24 protein-coding genes are annotated in these 22,381 nt (G+C 71.9%); 11 read left to right on the forward strand and 13 right to left on the reverse strand.

From position 1 onward, the window contains the following. Positions 1–16: 16 nt before the first annotated feature. Positions 17–709, reverse strand: coding sequence for a nucleoside/nucleotide kinase family protein (locus ASF68_RS15400; protein WP_056013034.1), 693 nt, complete (start codon positions 707–709; stop codon positions 17–19). Between the two features lie 221 nt (positions 710–930). On the opposite strand from ASF68_RS15400, the gene ASF68_RS15405 reads away from it, so the two are divergent. Beyond that, positions 931–1,659: an SDR family oxidoreductase gene (locus ASF68_RS15405; protein WP_056013037.1), complete on the forward strand. Its 729-nt coding sequence runs from the start codon at positions 931–933 to the stop codon at positions 1,657–1,659. A gap of 64 nt (positions 1,660–1,723) precedes the next feature. Next, positions 1,724–2,695: a LacI family DNA-binding transcriptional regulator gene (locus ASF68_RS15410; protein WP_056013040.1), complete on the forward strand. Its 972-nt coding sequence runs from the start codon at positions 1,724–1,726 to the stop codon at positions 2,693–2,695. 125 nt (positions 2,696–2,820) lie between these two features. Here the strand turns inward: ASF68_RS15410 and ASF68_RS15415 are convergent, their stop codons facing one another. The 4 genes from ASF68_RS15415 to ASF68_RS15430 all read right to left on the reverse strand — a co-directional run bounded on the left by ASF68_RS15415 (position 2,821) and on the right by ASF68_RS15430 (position 6,493). Further along, positions 2,821–3,762 (reverse strand): linear amide C-N hydrolase, encoded by a 942-nt coding sequence (locus ASF68_RS15415; protein ID WP_082498717.1) that lies wholly within the window; start codon positions 3,760–3,762, stop codon positions 2,821–2,823. A gap of 39 nt (positions 3,763–3,801) precedes the next feature. Continuing rightward, positions 3,802–4,353 carry a GIY-YIG nuclease family protein gene (locus tag ASF68_RS15420; RefSeq protein WP_056013046.1) on the reverse strand — a complete coding sequence of 184 codons (552 nt, stop codon included), beginning with the start codon at positions 4,351–4,353 and terminating at the stop codon, positions 3,802–3,804. Between the two features lie 122 nt (positions 4,354–4,475). Then, positions 4,476–5,654, reverse strand: coding sequence for a Gfo/Idh/MocA family protein (locus ASF68_RS15425; RefSeq protein ID WP_056013049.1), 1,179 nt, complete (start codon positions 5,652–5,654; stop codon positions 4,476–4,478). After that, entirely contained in the window at positions 5,651–6,493 is an 843-nt protein-coding gene (locus ASF68_RS15430) for a class I fructose-bisphosphate aldolase (RefSeq protein ID WP_056013052.1), read from the reverse strand. The genes ASF68_RS15425 and ASF68_RS15430 overlap by 4 nt, the downstream gene beginning before the upstream one ends. Before the next feature lie 125 nt (positions 6,494–6,618). Between ASF68_RS15430 and ASF68_RS15435 the strand changes: the two genes are divergently transcribed. Both ASF68_RS15435 and ASF68_RS15440 read left to right on the forward strand, forming a co-directional pair. Continuing rightward, positions 6,619–7,695, forward strand: coding sequence for a carbohydrate kinase family protein (locus ASF68_RS15435; RefSeq protein WP_157580488.1), 1,077 nt, complete (start codon positions 6,619–6,621; stop codon positions 7,693–7,695). A 25-nt stretch (positions 7,696–7,720) separates the two neighbouring features. Beyond that, positions 7,721–8,743: a LacI family DNA-binding transcriptional regulator gene (locus ASF68_RS15440; RefSeq protein WP_056013485.1), complete on the forward strand. Its 1,023-nt coding sequence runs from the start codon at positions 7,721–7,723 to the stop codon at positions 8,741–8,743. Between the two features lie 105 nt (positions 8,744–8,848). On the opposite strand, the gene ASF68_RS15445 is transcribed toward ASF68_RS15440, so the two are convergent. From ASF68_RS15445 to ASF68_RS15455, 3 genes are all read right to left on the reverse strand, one after another. Continuing rightward, entirely contained in the window at positions 8,849–10,615 is a 1,767-nt protein-coding gene (locus ASF68_RS15445) for a glycoside hydrolase family 3 protein (protein WP_056013057.1), read from the reverse strand. Positions 10,616–10,784: 169 nt separating this feature from the next. Further along, positions 10,785–11,759 carry an alpha/beta hydrolase fold domain-containing protein gene (locus ASF68_RS15450; RefSeq protein WP_056013060.1) on the reverse strand — a complete coding sequence of 325 codons (975 nt, stop codon included), beginning with the start codon at positions 11,757–11,759 and terminating at the stop codon, positions 10,785–10,787. 40 nt (positions 11,760–11,799) lie between these two features. Next, the gene (locus ASF68_RS15455) at positions 11,800–12,165 is read right to left on the reverse strand and encodes a MerR family transcriptional regulator (RefSeq protein ID WP_056013062.1); all 366 of its coding nucleotides are present in this window, start codon (positions 12,163–12,165) and stop codon (positions 11,800–11,802) included. 122 nt (positions 12,166–12,287) lie between these two features. Between ASF68_RS15455 and ASF68_RS15460 the strand changes: the two genes are divergently transcribed. Genes ASF68_RS15460 through ASF68_RS15480 form a run of 5 tightly spaced genes read left to right on the forward strand, consistent with a single transcriptional unit; the run spans position 12,288 to position 17,484 of the window. Further along, positions 12,288–13,484: an MFS transporter gene (locus ASF68_RS15460; protein ID WP_082498718.1), complete on the forward strand. Its 1,197-nt coding sequence runs from the start codon at positions 12,288–12,290 to the stop codon at positions 13,482–13,484. Between the two features lie 49 nt (positions 13,485–13,533). Next, positions 13,534–14,382, forward strand: a complete 849-nt coding sequence (locus ASF68_RS15465) for a siderophore-interacting protein (RefSeq protein WP_157580491.1) — start codon at positions 13,534–13,536, stop codon at positions 14,380–14,382. Between the two features lie 59 nt (positions 14,383–14,441). Further along, complete coding sequence (locus ASF68_RS15470) at positions 14,442–15,377, forward strand: iron-siderophore ABC transporter substrate-binding protein (protein WP_056013064.1); 936 nt, start codon at positions 14,442–14,444, stop codon at positions 15,375–15,377. After that, positions 15,374–16,459: an iron ABC transporter permease gene (locus ASF68_RS15475; protein WP_235526843.1), complete on the forward strand. Its 1,086-nt coding sequence runs from the start codon at positions 15,374–15,376 to the stop codon at positions 16,457–16,459. The genes ASF68_RS15470 and ASF68_RS15475 overlap by 4 nt, the downstream gene beginning before the upstream one ends. Then, positions 16,456–17,484: an iron chelate uptake ABC transporter family permease subunit gene (locus ASF68_RS15480; protein ID WP_056013067.1), complete on the forward strand. Its 1,029-nt coding sequence runs from the start codon at positions 16,456–16,458 to the stop codon at positions 17,482–17,484. The genes ASF68_RS15475 and ASF68_RS15480 overlap by 4 nt, the downstream gene beginning before the upstream one ends. 60 nt (positions 17,485–17,544) lie before the next feature. On the opposite strand, the gene ASF68_RS15485 is transcribed toward ASF68_RS15480, so the two are convergent. The 4 genes from ASF68_RS15485 to ASF68_RS15500 form a co-directional block, all read right to left on the reverse strand. After that, positions 17,545–17,784, reverse strand: a complete 240-nt coding sequence (locus tag ASF68_RS15485) for a helix-turn-helix transcriptional regulator (RefSeq protein WP_056013071.1) — start codon at positions 17,782–17,784, stop codon at positions 17,545–17,547. Then, entirely contained in the window at positions 17,784–18,434 is a 651-nt protein-coding gene (locus ASF68_RS15490; RefSeq protein WP_157580009.1) for a DUF2975 domain-containing protein, read from the reverse strand. The genes ASF68_RS15485 and ASF68_RS15490 overlap by 1 nt, the downstream gene beginning before the upstream one ends. A 118-nt stretch (positions 18,435–18,552) precedes the next feature. Next, entirely contained in the window at positions 18,553–18,888 is a 336-nt protein-coding gene (locus tag ASF68_RS15495) for a hypothetical protein (RefSeq protein ID WP_056013077.1), read from the reverse strand. 81 nt (positions 18,889–18,969) lie between these two features. After that, positions 18,970–19,275 carry a hypothetical protein gene (locus ASF68_RS15500; protein WP_056013080.1) on the reverse strand — a complete coding sequence of 102 codons (306 nt, stop codon included), beginning with the start codon at positions 19,273–19,275 and terminating at the stop codon, positions 18,970–18,972. Positions 19,276–19,520: 245 nt separating this feature from the next. Between ASF68_RS15500 and ASF68_RS15505 the strand changes: the two genes are divergently transcribed. After that, positions 19,521–20,006 carry a pyridoxamine 5'-phosphate oxidase family protein gene (locus ASF68_RS15505; RefSeq protein WP_056013083.1) on the forward strand — a complete coding sequence of 162 codons (486 nt, stop codon included), beginning with the start codon at positions 19,521–19,523 and terminating at the stop codon, positions 20,004–20,006. A 45-nt stretch (positions 20,007–20,051) separates the two neighbouring features. Here ASF68_RS15505 and ASF68_RS15510 read toward each other — a convergent pair whose 3' ends face one another. After that, complete coding sequence (locus ASF68_RS15510; protein WP_056013086.1) at positions 20,052–21,464, reverse strand: PLP-dependent aminotransferase family protein; 1,413 nt, start codon at positions 21,462–21,464, stop codon at positions 20,052–20,054. Here ASF68_RS15510 and ASF68_RS15515 point away from each other — a divergent pair. Continuing rightward, entirely contained in the window at positions 21,463–22,377 is a 915-nt protein-coding gene (locus ASF68_RS15515; RefSeq protein ID WP_056013089.1) for a DMT family transporter, read from the forward strand. The genes ASF68_RS15510 and ASF68_RS15515 overlap by 2 nt on opposite strands. The last annotated feature ends 4 nt before the right edge of the window (positions 22,378–22,381 follow it).

Below are 22,381 nucleotides of genomic sequence, written 5' to 3' on the forward strand. Positions count from 1 at the left end.
GATGGTGCGGTGGTCGTCAGGCGCCGTGGCTGGACTCGGTGGCCAGCGGCGTGGTGGCGTCGAGGGTCACGACGCGGGTGGCGCGATGCTTCGTGGCGTCCACCAGGCGCGCGTTCGGCTCGTCGACGCCGAGCACCCAGGCTTCGGCCTCGTCCCGCGGGTGGCCGTGGCCGAGGCGTCGGGCGATGAGGCGGTCGCGGCGGAGCTCGTCGTCCACGTCCACGTACCAGGACTCGTCGAGGTGCCGGGCGACGTCCTGCCAGCCGTGATCGTCGAACAGCAGGTAGTTGCCCTCGGTGATGACGAGCGGCACCTCGGGGCGAACGAGCACCGCGCTGCCGATGGAGACCTCGAGTGAGCGGTCGAACCGGGGCGCGTAGACCGGGGCGCCGGCCGACGCCTCCGTGCGACCGCTCGTGGCGAGCCGCGCCAGCAGGGCGACGTAGCCGTCGACGTCGAAGGTGTCCGGGGCGCCCTTGCGGTCGCGTCGCCCGAGGCGGACGAGTTCGGGGTTGTCGAGGTGGAAGCCGTCCATGCCGACGATGACCGCCTGGTCGCCGAGGGCCGCGGCGAGCGTGTCGCTGACGGTCGACTTCCCCGCGCCGGGAGCGCCGACGATGCCGAGGATGCGTCGCGACCCTGAGGCGGCGAGGGTCCGCGCGCGGTCGACGAGCTCGTCGAGGCTGGTCCCGGTCGTGCTGCCGCCCATCGTGATGCCCCACCTCTCGTCGGGTCGGCGTCGTCGCGGTCGCGCCGTCGCCCGACTCACGGTAGGTCCAGGCGATGCCCGTGTCAACCGCGCATGTCACCGGTGTCACGACATTGGTCGGAAATGCCATGTCACGGGTGACATGAGCGTGAATCCGTGGATATGATGCTCGCGACCCGGTGCACCGACGCACGGGCCCCTCACGTCGATCGGAAGAACCCATGACTGACTTCAACGGCCGTACCATCCTCGTCACCGGAGCGAGCGGCGGCATCGGCGGCGCGACCGTCCGCCACCTCGTCGCAGCGGGCGCACAGGTCATCGCCTCCGGCCGCAACGTGGAGCACCTCGAGGCCATCGCCGCCGAGACGGGTGCCGAGCCGCTGCCCTTCGACCTCACCTCCGAGGACAGCATCCGCGACGCCATCGAGGGTCGCGACATCTGGGGCGTCGTCAACTCCGGCGGCTGGGGCGGCGAGATCGCCTCTCCTCAGGAGACCGACATCGAGGTCTTCGACAAGGTCATCAGCATCAACGCGCGCGGATCGCTGCTCGTCACGAAGTATGCGTCGCGCGAGATGATCCGCCAGGAACGCGGCGGCGCGATCGTCAACGTCTCCAGCCAGGCTTCCCTCGTCGCCCTGTCGGGTCACATCTCCTACGGTTCGTCGAAGGCCGCCCTCGACAACATCACGCGGGTCTCCGCCCTCGAACTCGGGAAGTACGGCATCCGCGTCAACGCCGTCAACCCGACGGTCGTCATGACGCCGATGTCCGCCTGGTACTGGGGCCGCCCCGACATCGAGGGCCCGTTCCTCGAGGCCATGCCGCTCGGCAAGTGGGCCACCGAGGACGACATCGCCGGCCCCATCACCTTCCTCCTCAGCGACGCCGCCGGCATGATCTCGGGCGTCTCGCTGCCGATCGACGGCGGCTACACCGCACGCTGACCCGGTCGGCACGGGCGGCGCGGCGAGCACGAGCGACACGAGCGAGCGGGAGGGAGGACGACGCATGGCGACGATGCGACAGATCGCGGCAGCCGCCGGCGTGAGCGCGAAGACCGTCTCGCGCGTCTTCAACGACGATCCACACGTCCTCCCGGAGACGCGCGAACGCGTCGAGGCGATCATGCGCGAGCTCGACTACGTGCCGAACACGCTCGCCACCTCGTTCCGGTCCGGCCGCCCCTCGGTCATCGGGGTCGCCGTGCCCGACATCGTCGATCCGTTCTTCGCCGAGATCGCCCGGGCGGTGGAGCGGACCGCCCGCGACCACGACATGTCGACGCTCGTGACCAGCCTCGGCGACGATCCGGAACGCGAACGCGAGGTGCTGGAACCGATGCTGCGGCGGCAGCTCGCCGGGGTGGTGCTCGCGCCGATCGGCGACGACCAGAGCTCCCTGGCCGCGTGGGCGTCGCGGACGCCGTTCGTGTTCGTCGACCGTGCACCCGGCGGACTGGCCGCCGACTCCTTCACGCAGGACGACTTCGGTGGGGCGTTCGCAGCGACGACGCACCTCGTCGAGCACGGCCACCGACGGATCGCCTTCATCGGCGACCAGCTGGCCCTGCCGACGACGGCCGAACGGTTGCGCGGATACCGGGCCGCACTCACGGAAGCCGGGCTGCCCGTCGACGAGGACCTCGTCGTCCTCGGCGCGGAGACCCGGGTGGGGGCCGCGGGTGCGCTGGCGGCGGTCGGCCCACGGGCGACGGCACTCTTCTCGTCGAACGCCGTCTGCACCATGGCGTTGCTGCCCGCCCTCGCCGAGCACCCGCCGCCCCTGGTCGCATTCGGTGACTTCCCCTTGGCCGAGCTCCTGCGACCGTCGGTGTCCGTCATCACGCAGGATCCGGAGACCCTCGGCCGACTCGCTGCCGAACGCATCATCGACCGCCTCGACCGCCCGGACGGACGCTATCGCCGGAGCACCGTCCTCCCGGTGCACCTCGTCGAGCGGGACTCCTGCCGGGTCGCCTGAGTCACCCGGTCCCTGAGCTCCCTGCCGGTCCCTGAGCCCACCGCCGGTCCCTGAGCCCACCGCCGGTCCCTGAGCCCACCGCCGGTCCCTGAGCCTGTCGAAGGGCCCACGAGCACCCGACCGCCCTAGTAGCTCAGCACCGCCGGCGCGAGCTCCGCGGTCTGGTCGCCGACCCGGTCGGGATCGCGCGGGTCGAGCCGCAACACCTCGTCGGCGTCGGCGAGCCGGTCGAGCTCGACCCAGAAGATGTTGGGGCTCCTCGTCGACCCGAAGTAGTACACCCGGTTCGTGAGGTCGGCCCCGGCCCGCCACCAGGTGGGGTACACGTCGCCCGTCGAATACGGTGCGCCGTACGGGACCGACACGTTCGCGATGAGCTGGAACACGCCCGCCACGGCCTCCACGGTGCCCTCGGGCTCCGGCAGGTAGTGGAGGAAGTAGGACGCGCGCACGAACCGGTCGAGCGAGGTGATGTCCCCGGGAGGCGGGAGCTCGCCACCGAACGGGCGGTACCGGTCGCGGTTGGCGAGCTGCTCGTCGAGACTCGGCGAGTTCGCCATGACGGTGTATTCACGGCCGTGGTGGACGACGAGCCGGCCATCGATGGGCTCGATGATCGCGGAGTCACCCGACGCGTCCTCGATGGCGATGTGGATGCCCATCTGGAGGCCGCGGAACAACGGGGACGTGATGCGGACGGTGTCGATGTCGGCGATCGCCTCGGCGACCGACGCGTAGCTGTCGAGGAGGTACTGCACCCAGAGCGCGTTCGACACCGTCGGGCGACCGTCGGGCTCGGCGAACGTCACGTCCTCCGGATCGAGGTAGAGCGCATGCGCACCGAGGCCGGCGGTGTTCAGGCCGTCGACGGTCCCCATCCCCCACATGCTCGTGACGACGCTGCCGTACCGGGAGGTCCACCGATGCGAGGTGGCGTCTCCGGTCCCACCCCGGACCGTGCCGCTCGGGACGAACCACAGCTCCGGTTCGTCGCTTGCGGACCAGTCCATGCAGCGGCTGACCGTCTTGGCGACCGCGTTGTCATTCCAGAAGATTCGAGTGCACACGCGCTGAGCGTACTCCGCGAGCGGTGTTCGCCGGAGGGGTTATCGCCCACGCAGTGCCGCCGCCTCGCTGAGCCAGCGGGCGTACCCGTCCCAGGGGTCGACGTCTCGGGCGACCGCGGCGATGTGGGCGAGGAGCCGCGGCGAACCGGTGAACCACTCGGAGCGTTCCAGGCGTTCGCGGGCGAACTGCTCGTGCCGGGCTCGTTCGACGTGTCGGTCGCCGCGTTCGAGCGCGAGCAGTTCGTCGTGCCAGATCGCGGCGAAGCGTTGGCGGGGGTTGGTCGTCGTGCCGATCTTCACCCGGTCGCCGTGACGGAGGTAGTAGACGACGTCGATCCGTGGTCGGGCGAGGTCGTCGTCGGGCACCTCGCCCTGTCTCCATTCGCAGGTGGCGCACAACCAGCCGGATGGGTAGTCGCGGCCGAGCCGTGAGCCGCACATGATGCACGGCGAGGGCAGGGTGTCGAGGACGCCCCATCGGCGTCCGGCCCACTCGGCGGCGAGCGCGAGGTGTTGTTCGCACAGCGCGACCGGCGCGTCCCGTGGAGCCGTGTCGTCGCACCCGGGCTGCACGCATCGTCTGTCGGACATGTGGCGAGTCTCCCCCACCCCGCCGACACCCGTAGGTCCCAGAGCTCGTCGAAGAGCCCAGGGCCACCACGGCACGCTCCCGGCTGGGAGGCGGTCGGGTGGCCTCCCAGCCGGCGCGCAGGTCACATCGCGATCGCTCGCCCCTCCTCGTGGGAACGGATCGCCGCACGGTAGATGTCGTGGGTCAGCGCCGCCTCCTCAGGACGGGCGGCACCGAACCGGTCACCGAGCGAGCCGTGACGCTCGGCCAGGAACACCGCCCACATCTGCAGGATCGTGTCGGAGAACCCCGACTCGAAGTTCGGCCCGGTGACCGTCGGCCACACCGACTGACTCCCCGCATCGAGCTGCTGCCACACCTGTTCGCGCCCGCCGCCCGGGATGTCCCGGATCGCGAACACCTCCACGAGCTTCGGGTTCTTCGTGCTGAACCGCACGCCACCGTCCAGCCCGATCGCCTCGAACTCCCAGGTGTTCTTCTGCCCGGGATCGATGCGCTTCGTCTCCGTCGTGAGCGGGAAACGCACGCCGTCGTGGCTCGCCCAACTGTGCAACACGGCGTTGTCCCACGTGTCGCACGGCACGAGCGAACCGTCAGGGCCCGGGCGTTCGGTCACGATGTTCTGCAACACGCCGTAGACGCTCTCGGGTGCCCAGCCGAGCCGCAACGGCACGTGCCAGGTGTGCATGCCGAGGTCGTTCATCACGCCGGCCTCGCCACAGAACTGCGTCTGGCGCTTCCAGTTGATCTGCTTGCCGCGATCGATGTCGCTCGAGTGCAGGAAGCTGTTGCGCGCCTCGACGATCGTGCCGAGCGCGCCGGAGCGGACGTAGACGATCGCCAGCTGCGCACCCGGGAAGAACGGCATCTCGCTCGAACACCGGACGAAACTCTCGGGGTGCTCGGCCATGGCCGCGAGGACGGACTGCGCCGCCGCCGCGTCGATCCCGAACGGCTTCTCCGCGAGCAGACCCTTCCCGGCGCGGATGACGTCGGTGTAGATCTGCTCATGGAGGTCGTGACGCACGGCCACGTAGACGACGTCGACGGACGGGTCGGCGAGGAGCTCGTGGTAGTCGGTGGTCTTCGTCACGACGGTGTCGATCTCATCGAACCAGTCCAGGGCGGCCGGGTTGATGTCGCACACCGCCGTCAGCCGGGGTCGCACCGGGTGGTCGATGAGCGCGGGCCAGCGCTGGATGGCCGCGGCGATCTCGCGCCCCATGAGGCCGCCGCCGATGATCGCGATGTTGACGCGTTCCGCCGCCACCCGGTCGGTCGTCCCCTGCTCGGCGCTCATGCGCGGGCCGCCTCGAGGATCGCGAGGCCGGCGTCGGCGTCGGCACCGTCGTGCAGCACCGCCATGAGTGCCGCCGTGATGGCCGCCGGGTGCTCGTGCTGGATGATGTTGCGGCCGTAGACGATGCCGCTGACCCCGGCGTCGAGCACGGCGACCGTGCGCTCCAGCAGGGTCCGGTCGTCCACCCGGCCGCCACCGCGGACGAGGACGGGGACGTCACCCGCGACCTCGACGACGCGCCCGTACTCGGTGATGTCACTGCTCGGATCGGCCTTGACGAGGTCGGCCCCCAGTTCGACCGCCTGACGCACGAGCGTGACGATCTTCTCGATGTCGCCGTCGACCTGGTAGCCGCCGGCCGTCGTGTTGTCCTGCATGACGAGGGGCTCGATCATGAGCGGCATCCCGTACCGGGTGGCCTCGCGGCGCAGCGCCATGATGGAGCGGATGTTCGCCTCCCGCACCTCGGGGTGGTCGGGGATCTGCATGAGGTTGACGCACACGGCGACGGCGTCGAGCCGGACGGCCTCCTCGATCGCGTGCGGCACGTGGTGGCTGTACAGGAGCGAGTCGAGCGGGTTGCCGTAGACGTTGGCGACATCGGTCCGGAGGACGAGTGCCGGCTTGTCCTTGCCGGGGACCTGCTGCAGGTGTCGGGCCTGGCCGAGCGTCAGCTGGACGGCGTCGGGACCGGCGGCGACGAGGGTGCGGACGACCGTGCCCATGTCCTCGATGCCGGTGATGAACGAACGCTCTCCGAAGAACCCGTGGTCGACGGCGACGTCGAGCGCACGACCGGATCGGGCGTTGAAGAGACGATTGAGGCGGTACAGCGACATTGCGGCGGCTCCTGATCGTGACGGGAAGGGTTTCCGGATCCTCCCTCGGTGTGTCACAGTAGTGGCCTGAGACAACGTTGTCTAGCGTGCGTCGGCTGAGCGTCGACGCGAAGAACGGAGGGTCCATGGGCGAGATCGTCGTCGCCGGCCACATCTGCGTCGATCTGTCGCCCCGGCTCGGCGCGAGCGCGCGCATCGACCCCGGCGCGCTCATCGACACCGGCCCGCTCCGCATCTCGCTCGGTGGATGCGTCGCCAACACCGGTCTCGCGCTCGCCGACCTCGGCAGTGACGTCCGACTGCACGCGACCGTCGGTGACGACGAACTCGGCGCGATCGTCGCCGCCCGTATCGCCGCGCAGCCCCGCCTCCATCCGGCACTCGAGGTGACCGACCGGGCGGCGACCTCGTACAGCGTCGTCGTCGAACCCGAGGGCCTCGACCGCACGTTCTGGCACCACACGGGCGCGAACGAGGTCTTCACCGGCGAACACCTCGCCGTCGGTGGCGCGGACCTCGTCCACCTCGGGTATCCGCCGCTGCTGCCCGGCATCGTCGCCGACGGCGGAGCACCACTCGCCGCCCTCCTGGAGCGGGTCCGCACGCACGGGGCGACCACCTCGATGGACCTCGCCGTCGTCGACCCGAGCAGCACGGTGGGCGCCCTCGACTGGGAGGCGATCCTTCGACGCACCCTCCCCCTCACCGACGTCGTGAGCCCGAGCGTCGACGACCTCCGATCCGCCCTCGGCACGACACTGCTCCCGGCCGACACCGCGCCGTCACCCCGGGCGCAGGCCGCCGCGTTCGCCGAGCTCCTCCTCGCCTGGGGTGCCGGCGTCGTGGCGATCTCGGCCGGCGAGGACGGGCTCGTGGTGCGCGCCGCCGGCGTCGACCGCCTCCGTCAGGCCGGCCGGATGCTCGCGCCGCTGGCTGCAGCCTGGGCCGACGCCGCGCTCGTCGCACCACCGATCCCCGCTCCGGCGTTCGTGTCCACGAACGGCGCCGGAGACGCCTCGACCGCCGGTCTGCTGTTCGCCATGTCACGCGGCGCAGGACCTGCGGCCGCGGCGGACGTCGCCGGCGCCAGTGCCGCCGCGGTCATCGCCGGTCTCCGGCCGACCGCGGACGAGATCGTCCGGCTACGGCCGAGCGTCCGCCCGCTCCTGACGGACGCATCGCCCGACCGACCCGCCGCGTGATCGGCGGTAGGCCAGGATGGTGATCATGCGCAGCTCCCGGCCCCCGACCATGAACGACGTCGCCGCAGCGGCCGGCGTCGGTCTCAAGACGGTCTCGCGGTACGTGAACGGCGCGACGAACATCAACACCGAACTGTCGGAACGCATCGGCGCGGCCATCGAGTCGCTCGGCTACCGACACAACCTCGCGGCGGCGAGCATCAGGCCCGGACGGTCGAGCAAGGTCGTCGGACTCATCATCGGCGACCTGGCGAACCCGTACTACTCGGTGCTCGCCCGCTCCGTCGAACGGGTCTGCACCGAACACGGCTACCTCCTCATGTCGGCGAGCTCCGAGGAGGACGCCGGCCGGCACCGACTCCTCGTCGACCGCCTGGTCGCGCAGCGCGTCGACGGGCTCATCGTCGTTCCGCCTCGGCACGCCACGACGCCGTGGGCGACGAGCACGGTGGAGCACGCGCCGATGGTCCTCGTGGACCGCCCGACCGGACCGCTGGAGTCGGTCGAGGTGCACACGGTCCTCGCCGACAACGCGGGCGGGGCACGCCGGGCGACGGCGGCGATGCTCGACGGCGGGGCCCGGCGGATCGCGTTCCTCGGCGACTCCCTCGAGCTGTACACGATGCGGGAACGACTGACCGGCTACCACCGGGCCCTCGCCGAGGCGGACCACGTGAGCGCCACCGGCGCCGCGCCGCCCGAGCCGATCGTGTCCGACGGCGCGCACTCCGTCGAGGACGCGGCCGCGGTCGTGGCCGGCTTTCTCCGCGACGGCGTCGTGGACGGGGTGTTCGCGGCCAACAACCGTGCCGCGATCGGGACCATGCAGGCGTTCGCCGCGGCCGGACGTCGCCTCCCGCTCGTCGGCTTCGACGACTTCGAGGCGGCACCCCTCGTGACGCCGGCGGTGTCGGTGGTCGCGCAGGACGTCGCCCTCATGGGGCGGGTCGCCGCCGAGACCCTGCTGGCCCTCATCGCCGGCGAGGCCGGACCACCGACCACCCACACACTCGACGTGCACCTGGAGTTGCGCGGCTCCGAGCGCTGAGCGGGGGCCCTTCGACAGGCTCAGGGACCGGCGTGGGGTGCGCTCAGGGACCGGGGCGCCCTTCGACACGCTCAGGGACCGGGCCGGGGGTCGCTCAGGGACCGATCAACCCGGGTAGCGCAGGCCGTGGCCGAAGCGGAACAGCGGGTCCTCGGTGTCGTAGGGCACGTCCGACCGACTCGCCTCCACGGCCGCCATCGACCGCGGGAGGTCGAAGGGCAGCGACCCCTCCGGCAGCGCTCGACCGAACACGACGTCAAGGAAGGCCGCATCACTGCCGCCGAAGCTCGCGACGAGTGCCGCGACCGCGTCGACCACGCCCGTGAGGATCGCCGGTCGGTCGAGGTGCATGTCGAGCACCGTCGGCACCGTCGCGGCGAGGTCCAGCAGGCGGGCGACCTCGTCGGCAGGGATGTCCAACGATCCGGCGTGGAACATCGCCTCGAACCCGCCAGGCCGCGGTTCGTACGGGGTCTGCATGCGGACGAGTGCGAGGTCCGCCGACGCCGGGTCGGTGACGACCTCGCCGTATCCGGCGGCCACGGCCTCGTCGATCCCCTCGACGTACAGCCGAGGACGCGGCGAGCGGACCGGGAGCGTCTCGTCGACGTTCGTCAGCACGGTGAACGCCCGGCGCTGTGCAGCCTCACCGGCCGCGACGAAGTCGGCACGCCCGACGATCGCGCTCGCGGCCGACGCGTCGACGAGGGGCTGTTCGAAGAGCCCGAGCACGAACTTCTCGCGGAGCAGTCTCCGGACGGACGCGTCGATGCGGTCCTCGGTGATCCGTCCCTGTGCGACGAGTTCGACGACGAGTTCCGGTCGGGCCTCGCCGCCGAACTGGTCGCAGCCGGCCTGCAGGATGCGCTCCACGCGTGTCAGCTCGTCGAGGTGCTCGAGTCCCCAGGCCCGGGCGGGCATCTCCTGCCCCATGATCGAGGTGTCGGTGATGAGCCCCCAGTCGGTGCAGACGATGCCGTCGAAGCCGAGCTCCTCGCGGAGCAGCCCGGTGATGATGCCGTGGTTGAACGCGAAGGCGACCTCCTCGTGCTCGGTGCCGACGGGCATCCCGTAGTACGGCATCATCTGGCCGGCACCGGCGGCGATCGCGGCACGGAACGGGATGAGGTGGTAGTCGAAGTTGCCGCCCGGGTAGACCTGTTCGCGTCCGTAGGCGAAGTGCGGGTCCTCGCCGTCGAGCTGGGGCCCGCCGCCCGGGAAGTGCTTCGTCATGGTCGACACCGAGTCGGGGCCGAGTTCCGCACCCTGGAAGCCGCGGATGTAGCCGGCGACGAGCTCGGCGCTCAGCTCCGCGTCCTCGCCGAAGGTGCCGCCGATGCGCGACCAGCGGGGTTCGGTCGCGAGGTCGACCTGCGGGTGGAGGGCGAGCCGGATGCCGACCGCCAGGTACTCCTGGCGGGCGGTGTCGGCGAAGGCCTCGACGAGCTCGGTGGATCCGATGGCGGCGAGGCCGAGCGTCTCCGGCCACTGGGAGAACGCTCCGGCTCGGGCGGCGGTGCCCACGTTGTCGGTGAAGTGGTTGCGCGGGTCGGTGGAGAGGGTGACGGGGATGCCGAGCCGGGTACGCGACGCCCGCTCCTGGAGGGCGTTCGTCCACTCGGCGAGCGCCGTCGTGTCGGGTGCCGTGCCGAGCACGTTGAAGTGCGTCAGCAGCTGCTGGCCGATCATGTGCTCGCCGCTCGCGAGGCCCATGTGCGGGTTGGCCTCGTCGATCGGGCCGGGGGCGATCATCGTCTGGAACAGCATGCCGGCCTTCTCGGCGACGGTCATGCGGCCGAGGAGGTCGTCGACGCGCTCGTCGACCGGGAGGGTGGCGTCGCGGTAGGCCGGCGCGGGTTCGGGAACGCTCATGGGTGGTCCGTTTCTCGTCGATGAGTGGAGCAGCGTCGGGATCACCCGTGCCCGAACGGGCCGAGCATGAAAACCGAACTCCGTTCGGGAACGGAGGATGTCTCTAGTATGCCCGCTGTCGACGATCGCGCAACGCGTCCGGGGGTGGCGATTCGCGCTGCATCCTCGTCTACCCGGCGCGCTCCTCCATCGCGCGGAGCCCCTCCGCCAGCCAGTCCAGCGAGGGCGCCACACCCGGCGCGACGGGATGACGGTTCAGGTGCCCGTGGAGGACGCCCGGCTCGAGCCGGCTGCGGACGGATGCCCCGGCGGCCTCCGACGCGGCGATGAACGCCTCCCCGGACGGGCGGAGGTCGTCGAACTCCGACAGCAGGACGGAGAGCGGCGGGCGGTCGGCGGTCACCGGCACCACCCCCGGCAGGGCGAGCTCTGGCAGGTCGTCGAGGCGGCCGACGTAGTTCTCGACCATCCACTCGATCGACTCCCGCGGGAAGCGCATGAAGTCGGGCAGGACGTCCATCTCCGGAAGGACGTCCTGCGGCAGTGGCGGCACGACCGCGTGGAGGAACGGGTAGGCGAGGAGCACGGCGTCCGCTCGGCGGTCGCTGCGGAGCGAGGCAGCGAGCGCGAGGGCGGCTCCGGCACTGGCGCCGCCGATCGCCGTCCTCGAACCGGGGACGACCGACCGCTCGTCGACGAGCCACTCCCAGACGGCGAGCACGTCGTCGAGTGGCACCGGGTAGCGCGTCACCCCGTCCGCCAGCCGGTAGTCGACGGACACGACCTCGGCTCCGGCCCGAGCGGCCAGTTCGGCGCTCACGACGTGCGCCTCCGGCCAGTCGAGCGTCCCCGCCGCGAACCCACCACCGTGTGCCCAGAGGAGCGCGGGACGGGCGAGATGGGCGGCGGCCGGGTCGGCCCCTTCGGGAACGTAGCGCCTGATCGGGATCTCGCCGTGGGGGCCGTCGACGACCTCGTCGGTGATGACGACGTCGACCGGTGGCTGCCACGGCCCGTCGTCGCCGTAGGCCGCGAGTCGCTCCTGGAACGACGCCTCGAGTGCCCCACCGGCAGCGGCTCGCTGGGCATCGGAGAATCCGTCGAAGAGCTGCAGCCGGTCGCGGTAGTAGGGGTCGAGTGCCATGCGCCGAGCCTACCCAGCCGGCCCCGTGGACCCAGCCGCCTCAGACCACGACGCCGCCGACGCGGTCGAGGTAGACGTCGATGGCGTCCCGGCTGGCCTGGATGGAGCCGAGCTTGGCGTCGAGCCGCGCGCGGTGTTCGAGGAGTCGCTCGAGCACCTCGGCCGACGGCGTCACCTGGTAGATCGTGTCGTCGTCCTCGAAGCACGGCAGGATCTGCAGGATGAGCGCGGTCGGCATGCCGACGGCGATCAGCTCGCGGATGCGCTGCACCTTCGCGACGAGGTGGTCGCCATACTCGCGGTACCCGTTCGCGCAGCGGGTCGGTCGGAGCAGACCCTGCTGCTCGTAGTACCGCAGCAACCGCGGGGTGCTCCCGGTGGCCGCCGCCAGTTCGCCGATGCGCATGCAAGACCCCTTCGAACGAGATGTGTCCATCTGCAGCAGCCGTCCGAGTCGGTTGGATATTCCCGAGCCGTCGCGTTCCGGCTTGACCCTGACACCAGTGGCAGGCCGCGAGACTTCCCGACATGACCACCGACGCCGTGCGCACCGCACCACCGACGACCCTGTCCCCGACCCGAGGCCGCTCGCCCCTCCCGACCGCGCTCCTCCTCGCCGCCGTCGGATTCGTGACCCTGCTCACCGAGGTCCTCCCAGCCGGCGTCCTGCCCGCGATGGCTGCCGACCTCGGCACCACGGAGGCGATCGCCGGCCAGAGCGTCGCGGTCTTCGCCCTCGGGTGCATCGTCGCCGCGATCCCGATCAGCCGCCTGCTCGCACGGCTCGACCGCCGCACGGTCGTGCTGCTCGCCATCGCGGTGTCGGCCCTCGCGAACGCCGGGACCGCCGCAGCACCCGACCTCCTCACACACCTCGCGACGCGCTTCGTCGCGGGACTCGTGGCCGGTGTCGTCTGGGCGATGCTCCCCGGGTACACCCGCGGGTTCACGAGCCAGGAGCGGTTCGGATCGACCCTCGGGATCGTGCTCTCAGGTGCGACGCTCGGCTTCGCCCTCGGCGTCCCGGCGGGTGCCGTCCTCAGCGCGGAGCTCGGGTGGCGGGCCGTGTTCGGCATCGTCGCCGCCACGACAGCGCTCCTCGGCGTCGTCGCCGTCGTCCTCGCGCCACGAGTGGCCGGAACGGTCTCCGGTCGCTCGACTCGCATGGGCGCTGCGCTCCGCCTCCCCGCGGTCGTGACGATCCTCGTGGCCCTGGCGGTCTGCATCATCGGTCAGAACATCGCGTACACCTACCTCGCGCCGGTCCTCGCCGACCGCGGGACGCCCGTGCCGCTCGGCCTGCTCCTCGCCGTGTTCGGGGTGGCGTCCGTCCTCGGCACCCTCGGGGCCGGACGGCTCGCGAACGTGCGTCTCGGGATCACCATCCTCGGCGCGGCCGTCCTCGGGACCGTCGGGCTCGGCGTCGTCGCGGCGGATCCACCGGTCGCGCTCCTCCTCGGCGCGGCCGGGGGCTGGGGGCTCGCCTTCGGCGCGTACTCCGTGCTCTTCCAGGTCGCGATCGCCCGGGTCGCCGGCAATGCGGCGGACGCGGCCCAGTCGGCGCTCGTCACGATGTGGAACGTCTCGATCGCGGTCGGCGGCGCGGTCGGCGGGATCATTCTCGGCACCTGGGGCGCCGCGCTCCTCCTCCCGGCCGCCGCGGCGCTGACCGTCGTCGCCGTCCCACTGTGCGTCGCGATCGCGCGATCCGTCCGTCCTCGGTGAGCCGCCGGACGCCACGGGACCGGCTTCGGATCCTCCTACACTCGATGGGATGCCCGTCCCGTTCCTGCACTCGCCCAACGTCCTCTTCGACACCGTCGTACAGGGCACCCGGCGTCTGTCCCCCGGCTTCGTGCGGGTGACCCTCGGCGACCCGTCGCTGGCGGACTTCGCCCCCTACGAGCAGGATCAGCGCATCAAGATCCTCCTGCCGGATGGCGACGGCACCTATCCGGACGGACTCCGCGGTGGCCAACCCGAGCACGAGTGGCGACGGGCCTGGCGTGCCCTGCCAGCGGCGGAACGCCCGGTCATGCGGAGTTACACCGCGCACCGGGTCCGGCCCGGCCGGCACGAACTCGACCTCGACGTCTTCATCCACGACCCGGCGGGCCCGGCCAGCCGCTGGGCGCTCGGCGCGAGCACCGGGGACCACCTGCTCGTCTCCGGGCCGGACCTCCGCCGCGGCGACCCGACGCACGGCGTCCAGTGGGCGCCGGGAACCGCGACGACCGTCCTCCTCGCGGCAGACGAGACGGCCTTCCCCGCCGTCGACGGCATCCTGCGCTCCCTCGGCGAGGACGCGCACGCACACCTCATCCTCGAGGCCGGAGACCCGGCCGACCTGGCCCTCCTGCAGCCGCTGCCCGAGCGGCACCGGGTCGAGGTCCACGAACGCGGAGGCCGGGCGGGCGGTGACGCCCTCGTCGACGCGGTCGAGCGGTGGCTCCGCGCACACGGTGCGCACGTCGCGACGCTCGGCCACGACTTCGCCGCCTGGTTGGTGACGGAGAGCACCAGGGTCCCACTCCTGCGAGCCGCGACGACCGCCCACGGCATCGCCCCTGAACGGGTCCACACCCAGGGCTACTGGAACGCCCGGCCAAGGACCACCGACTGACAAAGGTTATGCTTGCCTTACCCGGTCGCGTCGATCGCGACCCGTTCGAAAGGTGACCAGTGCCACTCCCCCTCGTCCGCCGCCGACGGCTCGCCGCCGTCGCCGCCCTCGCCGTCGCCGCCCTGAGCCTGGCCGCCTGCAGCAGCTCGAGCGCCTCCACACCCTCGGACGCCGCCACGAGCGCCACCCACGTGATGAAGCACGCCCACGGCGAGAGCACCATCCCGGACAGCCCGAAGCGGGTCGTCGTCCTCGAGCCGGTCCAGCTCGACACGACGGTCGCCCTCGGCATCACCCCGGTGGGCGCGGCCGTGCTGAACGAGACGGCCGGCGTGCCCGCGTACCTGGGGAAGCAGGCCGCCGACATCCCGACCGTCGGGACCGTGGCCGAGCCGAACGTGCAGCTGATCGCCGCGGCGAAACCCGACCTCATCATCGGCACCGAGTCGCGCCACTCGGCCCTGTACGACCAGCTGTCCGAGATCGCTCCGACGGTGTTCATGGCGACGCAGACCGACCCGTGGCGGGACAACGTGCGCTTCGTGGCAGAGGCACTCGGCAAGCCGGACGGCGCCGACGAACTCCTCGACGCCTACGACGCACGCTGCGCCGAGATCGCGACGAAGCACGACACCGCCGGCAAGACCGCACAGCTCATCCGCCCGCGCGACGGCGTCCTGACGCTCTACGGCCCCACCTCCTTCGCCGGCAGCACGCTCGAGTGCGCCGGGTTCACCACGCCCGAGCACGCCTGGGAGGACATCTCCCTCGACCTCTCGCCCGAGCGGGTCCTCGAAGCGACCGCCGACCAGGTGTTCGTGACGAGTGTCGACCCCGACGACGCCTCGACCATGCCGGCCTCCCTCACCGCGAACACGGACGCGTTCCCGGAGCTGCACCTCGTCGACCAGTCGTTCTGGATCACCGGCGTCGGTCCCCTCGGCGGCATGGCCGTGCTCGACGACCTCGACCGGCTGCTGTCCGCGGAGTCGTGACGGACAGCGTCACGACCGGCGCCATCGCGACGACCGATCCTGCCGGACGGGCCACGACGGACCCCCGGCCCGGCTTGCGGACGCCTCACCGACGGCATCGGTTCATCCCGCTGTTCGCCGGGCTCGGAGCGCTCGTGCTGGCCGTCGTCCTGTCGCTCCTCGTCGGCGCGAACCCGGTCAGCCCCGACGCGGTCTGGTCGGCACTCACCGGCGCAGGTTCCGGCGAGGCGCGGTTCGTCGTCTGGGACCAGCGGGTGCCGCGGACCATCGCAGCGCTCGCCGTCGGCGCCTCCCTGGGTGTCGCGGGAGCGCTCATGCAGGCGTTCACCCGCAACCCCCTCGCCGACCCCGGCATCCTCGGGGTCAACGCCGGGGCCGGGTTCGCCGTCGCCGCCGGCCTGGCGTTCCTCGGCGTCACGGCACCGAGCGAGATCGCCTGGCTCGCCTGCGGTGGCGCGCTCGTCGTCACCCTCGTCGTCTACACGATCGGCTCGGGCGGACGCGAGCGGTCGTCCGCCGCCCGCCTGACCGTGACGGGTGTGGCGTTCGGCGCCGTGCTCGCCGGCCTGACGACGGGGATCGCCATCACCCACCCCGACGCCTTCGACCGCATGCGCGGCTGGAACGCAGGGAGCCTCCTCGAACGCGACCTCGGCGTCGTCGTGCCCGTGCTCCCGTTCCTCGCGGCGGGGCTCGTCCTGGCGGCGGCGAGCGCCCGCAGTCTCAACGCGATCGCCCTCGGTCCCGACGTGGCTCGCGCGCAGGGGGTCAGCGTCGGCCGGAATCGCGTCCTGGTGCTCGCGGCCGTCACCCTGCTCGCCGGCGGGGCGACCGCGATCGCCGGGCCGATCGCCTTCGTCGGCCTCGTCGTCCCCCACCTCGTGCGATGGACGGTCGGGAGCGATCAGCGCCGCATCCTCGCCGGCTCGGTCGTCGTCGGCTGCGTCCTCGTGCTCTGCTCCGACGTGGTCGGCCGGATCGCGGTGCTCCCCGGCGAGATGCCCGTCGGACTCGTGACCGCCTTCGTGGGCGCCCCCGTCCTCATCGCGCTCGCCCGGCGCAGGACGGCGTCAGGACTGTGACCGCGATCCGTGAACGGGCGGCGGACGTGCCGCGCACCAGGAATCGGCCGGCACCGCGCCTGCTCATCGTCTGCGGCGCGGCCCTGTTGCTGATCGTCGTCGCGGCCATCGCCGGTCTCGCCCTCGGCGACTACCCGCTGAGCGCCGAGGAGGTGCTCGGTGTCCTCTCCGGCCGGGTCGACGGCCTCGCCCGCACCGTGGTGCTCGAGTGGCGACTGCCGCGGGTCCTCGCCGCGATCGGCTTCGGCGCGGCGCTCGCCCTGTCCGGTGCGATCTTCCAGACGCTCACGCGGAACCCGCTGGCGAGCCCCGACATCATCGGTCTCGCCAACGGCTCCTTCACCGGCATGCTCGTGGCGCTCCTCCTCCTCGGCGGCGGCTGGCCGGCCCTCATGGCCGGTTCCCTGATCGGCGGCCTGGCCGCTGCGGTCGCGATCTTCCTCCTCGCCCTGCGGCAGGGCTTGTCGGGCTTCCGCTTCATCGTCGTCGGCATCGGCGTCTCGGCCATGCTCGCCGCGTTCAACAGCTGGCTCCTCCTCCGAGCCGACCTCGACGTCGCCCTCTTCGCCGCCGCCTGGGGCGCCGGCACCCTGAACACCGCGACCGCGACGGTGGTCTGGCCGGCCCTCGGCTGCCTGCTGGTCCTGTTCGCATTGCTCCCGCTCGTCGCCCGCCCGCTCCGCCAGCTCGAGCTCGGTGACGACGTGGCCGCCGCGACCGGGGTGCGCCTCACCCGCGAACGCGCGATCCTCATCGGCATGGCCGTCGCCCTCGTGAGCGCGGTGACCGCCGTCGCCGGGCCGATCGCGTTCATCGCCCTGGCTGCCCCGCAGATCGCCCGCCGCCTGACCCGGTCACCGGGCATCCCGCTCGTCGCGACGGCGCTCGTCGGTGGGGTCCTGCTGCTCGGGTCCGACCTCGTCGCCCAGCATCTGATCCCGCTGACGGTTCCGGTGGGCGTCGTCACGGTGGTGATCGGCGGGCTCTACCTCACACAGCTGCTCCTCCGCGAGCGCCGGCGCTGAGGGATCGGCGCGGAGGGTCGGCGCTGAGGGGTCAGCGCGGAGGGGTCGGCACCGGACGGCTCAGGGTGCGGCGTCGAGCTCGAGCAGCTCGCCGATCTCGCAGTCGAGCGCGCGGCAGATGGCGGTGAGGGTCGAGAACCGGATCGCCTTCGCGCGGTCGTTCTTGAGCACCGACAGGTTCACCACGCTCACCCCGACGAGCTCGCTGAGTCGGGCGAGGGTGAGGCCGCGGTCGGCGAGCAACCGGTCGAGGGTGCAGTGCACCCCGGTCGCCGCGTCGTCGTCGATGGCCGGGACCATCAGACGAGCCCCTCGGTGTCGGCGCGCAGTCGCTCGCCGGCACGGAACGCGATCGCGAGGCCGCCGACCGCCATGGCGACGAGCACGGGGACCCAGGTGAGTGGGTACGGGGTTCCCTCCACCGCACCGTCGGTCGCGACCGCGAGCGCGCCGTTCGACGCCATCGTGCCGAACCAGGTGTCCGCGATCCACCCGCAGAGGATGGCGATGGAGGCGATCGAGAGCAGGCGTGCGTTGCCGGGCGCGAAGGCGTCGCCGCGCAGCAGGCGGCGGAAGAACCTGAACCCGCAGACGATGACGACGAGGTTCGCGATCGCCGGCAGGATCGCGGCGAGCAGGACACACACGAAGGTCACGACCGGGAGGTCGACCACGACGATCGAACCCTGGTCGACCGTGACGGAGCCGGCTCCCGCTGCGCCCGGCAGGGCCACGTCGACGGCGTCGAAGAACACGGGGACCCGGGTCCCGTCGGTGCCGAAGACGTCGAGCAGCCGGAGGACGAGGATGACGACGACGGCTCCTGCGGCGGCGACGGCGGCACCGAGCACGGACACGAGGTCGTTGCGGTTGGAGCGCTGGGTCTTCGCCGCCTGCCAGGCGGCGTGGTCGAAGCCGGACGGCGTCGGGCGATCGGTGGAGTCGGTCATGATCATCACATCCATATCGATTGTCGTTGGTATCGATAAACGATATGTCGAGATCGTCCGGAGCGCAAGTCCGGCCCCCTGGATCACCCCTGGATCACCCCCAGGATCGCCCCTGCGGTCACTCGTCGAGCGCGTCGAGCTCCTCGAGCGCCGCCTCAGCGCGTTCGAGCCGTGCCGCCTCGGGCTCCTCCCACCAGGTCGGACCACGTTCACCGAGCCCGTGTTTCGCGAGGCCGACCCGACGGCGTGCGGCAGCCACAGCCTCCTCGTCGCCCGCGCGCTTCGCGACCCCGACGCCCGAGCGGCCACGGCCGAGGTGCGACTGCAGCGCGGCGACGAGGTCCTCCGGCAGGCTCGGGTCGGTGCGACGCCAGCGTCGACCCTTCACGACGAACCAGTGCTCGTCCTCCGCCGGTCCGCCCTCCTCCGGCCCGTCATCCGAACGCGGCGTCACGGACGCCTCCCGGAGACGACGCAGGGCCCGGTCCCCCGCAGACGCGGACGGGACCGGACCCTGGTGGTCATGATCGGTCGATCAGCCCTTGACGGCGTCGAGCACGCCGGCCCAGCCGAACGAGGAGATCGCGTCGGCGAACGTGGAGTCGCCGCGTCCCTCGCCGAGCTGCTTGCCTGCAGCGTCGCGGACGACGACCGTGTGGTCCTTCTCGGCCTCGGTGCCGTTGCCCTCTTCGACGAAGTCGATGTGGATCTCGGTGTCGCCGAGGGTGCCGGTGACCGTGGTCGTCGCGTCCTGCTCGGTGGTCTTCGTCGTGAGGAACGGGCCGCCGCCGAGTGCCGCGAGCGCCTCGTTGATCTGGTTGATGAGCGATGAGGTGTTCATGTGTCTCTCCCTGCGGTCGTGAAGCCTCCAGGGTAGTGAGCGGACCCGAGAACGGCAGGAGCATGGCGTTCGCGCACGAGATGTGCGATAGGACCAACCTGGCCTGCGCGCAGAGCAGAAGAAGCCGCTCCCGTCAACGGTCCCGCGCATCCAGGTGCGGTCGGAGCCGCGAGTCGTAGGCTGCGAGCCACGCAGACCGGCACCCCGACACCGACGGGCCGGTCGACGAGACGAAGGAGACCCCCATGGCCGGAGACACCGACCCCTACACGACCCTCAACAAGCTGCTCGCGGACTTCCGCTTCGCGATGCTCACCACGGTGGACCTCGACGGCAAGCTCGTCGCCCACCCGCTCACCGTCCAGGAGCGCGAGTTCGACGGCGACCTGTGGTTCATCGTCGGCAAGGACGCCTCCGCCGTGCAGCAGCTCGACGTCAACCCGAACGCCGGCGTCACGCTGAGCTCGGACAGCTCGTGGGTGTCGCTCGCCGGCACCGCCGGACTCGTCGAGGACCACGCCAAGCTGGAAGAGCTGTGGAACAGCGTCGTCGAGGCCTGGTTCCCGGACGGCCCCTCCGACCCGCGCGTCGGTCTGCTGAAGTTCTCGGCCGACAGCGCCGAGTACTGGGACAGCCCCGGCGGCAAGATCGCGACCGCCGTCGCGTTCGTGAAGTCGAAGGTCACCGGCGAGACCTACGACGGCGGCGACAACGCGAAGCTCGACCTGTAAGCAGGGCGTCAGCCAACGGCGCCGACGCGCTCGTCCGCGAGCACCTCAGGCGCGCTCGTCCGCCAGCACCTCGCCCAGGATGCGGGCCGCTTCCTCGAAGCGGTCCGCATCCTCGCCGGAGTAGTTCAACCGGATGAAGGACCCGGCGGGTTCAGCGGGGAACCACTCGGCGCCGTCGGCGATGATGAGCCCGCGGCTCTCGCAGGAGCGCACCACCTGCGCCGCATCCGTGCCGTCCGGCAGTCGCCCCCACAGGTTCAGGCCGCCGGCGGGGACGAACCCGAGGTGGACCGTCGGCGCATGTTCGGCGAGGCTCGCGACGAGTCGGTCGCGTCGGGCACGCAGGCGGGGACGCAGGCCACGGAGGTGCGTCCGCCAACCGGGTTGGGTCACGACGTCGAGCGTCGCCGCCTGGAGCAGGCCACTGATGTACATGGACTCGGCGGACCGGTCCGCCAGGATCCGGTCGCGCGCCGGCCCCCTCGCGATGACCGCGGCGACCCGCAGCGACGGGGACACGCTCTTCGTCAACGACCGCAGGTAGATCACGTGTCCGTCGCCGTCGAGCGCGGCGAGGGGACGTGGCTCGGTGTCGATGGCGAGGTCGTGCGCCCAGTCGTCCTCGATGAGGAACGCGCCGTGGCGCCGCACGGACTCGAGGACCGCGAGTCCGGTCTCCTCCGGCCACTGCCCGCCGCTCGGATTGGCGAAGGTCGGCTGCGCATAGAAGGCGCGGGCTCCCGTGTCCTGGAAGGCGCGCTCCACGGCGTCCGGATCCGGCCCGGTCGGTCCGGTCGGCACGGGCACGAGCGTGACGCCGGCCTGCTCGGCCGCGAGGATCGCACCCCAGTAGCTCGGCGACTCGATGAGCATCGGCTGCCCTGGCCCCACGAGCGCCCGGAAGATCGAGCTGAGGCCGCTCTGACTGCCGGCGATCACGATGACGTCTCGAGCCGTCGCCGGGGTGACCCCGGGCGGCGTGACGGCTGCGAGTTCGGCGGCGAACCAGGCTTGGAGTCCGGGCGCTCCGGCTGCCGGCGAGCGGGTCATGGCGACGTCGGTGCGGGCTGCGCGGGCCAGCGCCGCGCGGACGAGGCGTTCCGGGAGGAGTTCACGGGCCGGGTAGCCCGAGTGCAGCGCGATCGTGTCGGGCGCGACCGACCGCTGAGCCGCGGACAGCGCACCGGGCCGCCAGGGCAGCGCACCGAGCGCGGCCGTCTGCCAGCCGTAGTCGACGGCTCGGTTGGTCCGCGCCGCCCGGACGAAGGTGCCGACCCCCGGCCGGCTCTCGACGAGCCCTCGCCCGGCGAGTTGCCGCATCGCGTTCTGCACGGTGACCGGACTCGCGCCGAACTCCCCGGTGAGCGCCCGGTTCGACGGCACCCGAGCGCCTGGCGGGGCGGCGGCGATCCAGGCGGTCATGGCCACGACGATCCGCTCGGTGCTATCGTTGTTCATGAGTCAACAGAGTAGCGTTATCGCTCAGGCACTGGTGGCGTTATCCCGTGCCGGTCTCGGCTGGGGGCTGCTCGGCGTGCTGGCGTTCTCGCTCACCGTCCCGCTCACCAAGGTCGCGCTGACCGGGATGTCCGCGCTGTTCATCGGCTCGGCTCGCGCCGTCGTCGCGGCCCTCCTCGCCCTCCTCGTCCTGTCGATCACCCGTCCACGGCGTCCCGTCGGCGCGCAGTGGGCCCGCCTCGCCGTCGTCGGCGGCGGGGTCGTCGTCGGGTTCCCGCTTCTGACCTCCTTCGCGCTCACCACGGCTCCCGCGGGCCACAGCGCCGTCGTGATCGGCCTGCTCCCCGCCGCCACCGCGGTCGCCGGGGTCGTCCGCGGCGGCGAGCGCCCATCCCGCGTGTTCTGGATCTTCGCCGGCCTGGGTGCGGTCGCCGCCGTGGGGTTCGCCGCCCTGCGGACCGACGGACTCGCCCCGCTGGACTGGTCCGACCTCCTCCTCCTGGGCGCCGTCGTCGCCGCCGCGATCGGCTATGCCGAGGGCGGCTTGCTCGCCCGCGAGCTCGGCTCCTGGCAGACCATCTGCTGGGCACTCGTCCTGGCCTCGCCGCTCATGGTGACGCTCACCGCGATCGCGTGGGCCGCGGAACCGCCGACGGCGACGCCGGTGGCCTGGCTCGCCTTCGGGTACCTCGGCGTGGTCAGCATGTTCCTCGGCTTCTTCGCCTGGTACCGCGGGCTCGCGATCGGCCCCCTGTCGCGCGTGAGCCAGATCCAACTCGTCCAACCGGTGCTGAGCATCGGGTGGGCGACCCTCATCCTCCGCGAGGACCTCGACCGGGCCACCGTGCTCGGCGGCCTCGCGGTCATCCTGTGCGCCGGCCTCGCCGTCCGCACCCGCCTCGACCGGAAGTGACCCC

The sequence above is a fragment of the Plantibacter sp. Leaf314 genome (assembly GCF_001423185.1).
Lineage (GTDB): Bacteria > Actinomycetota > Actinomycetes > Actinomycetales > Microbacteriaceae > Plantibacter.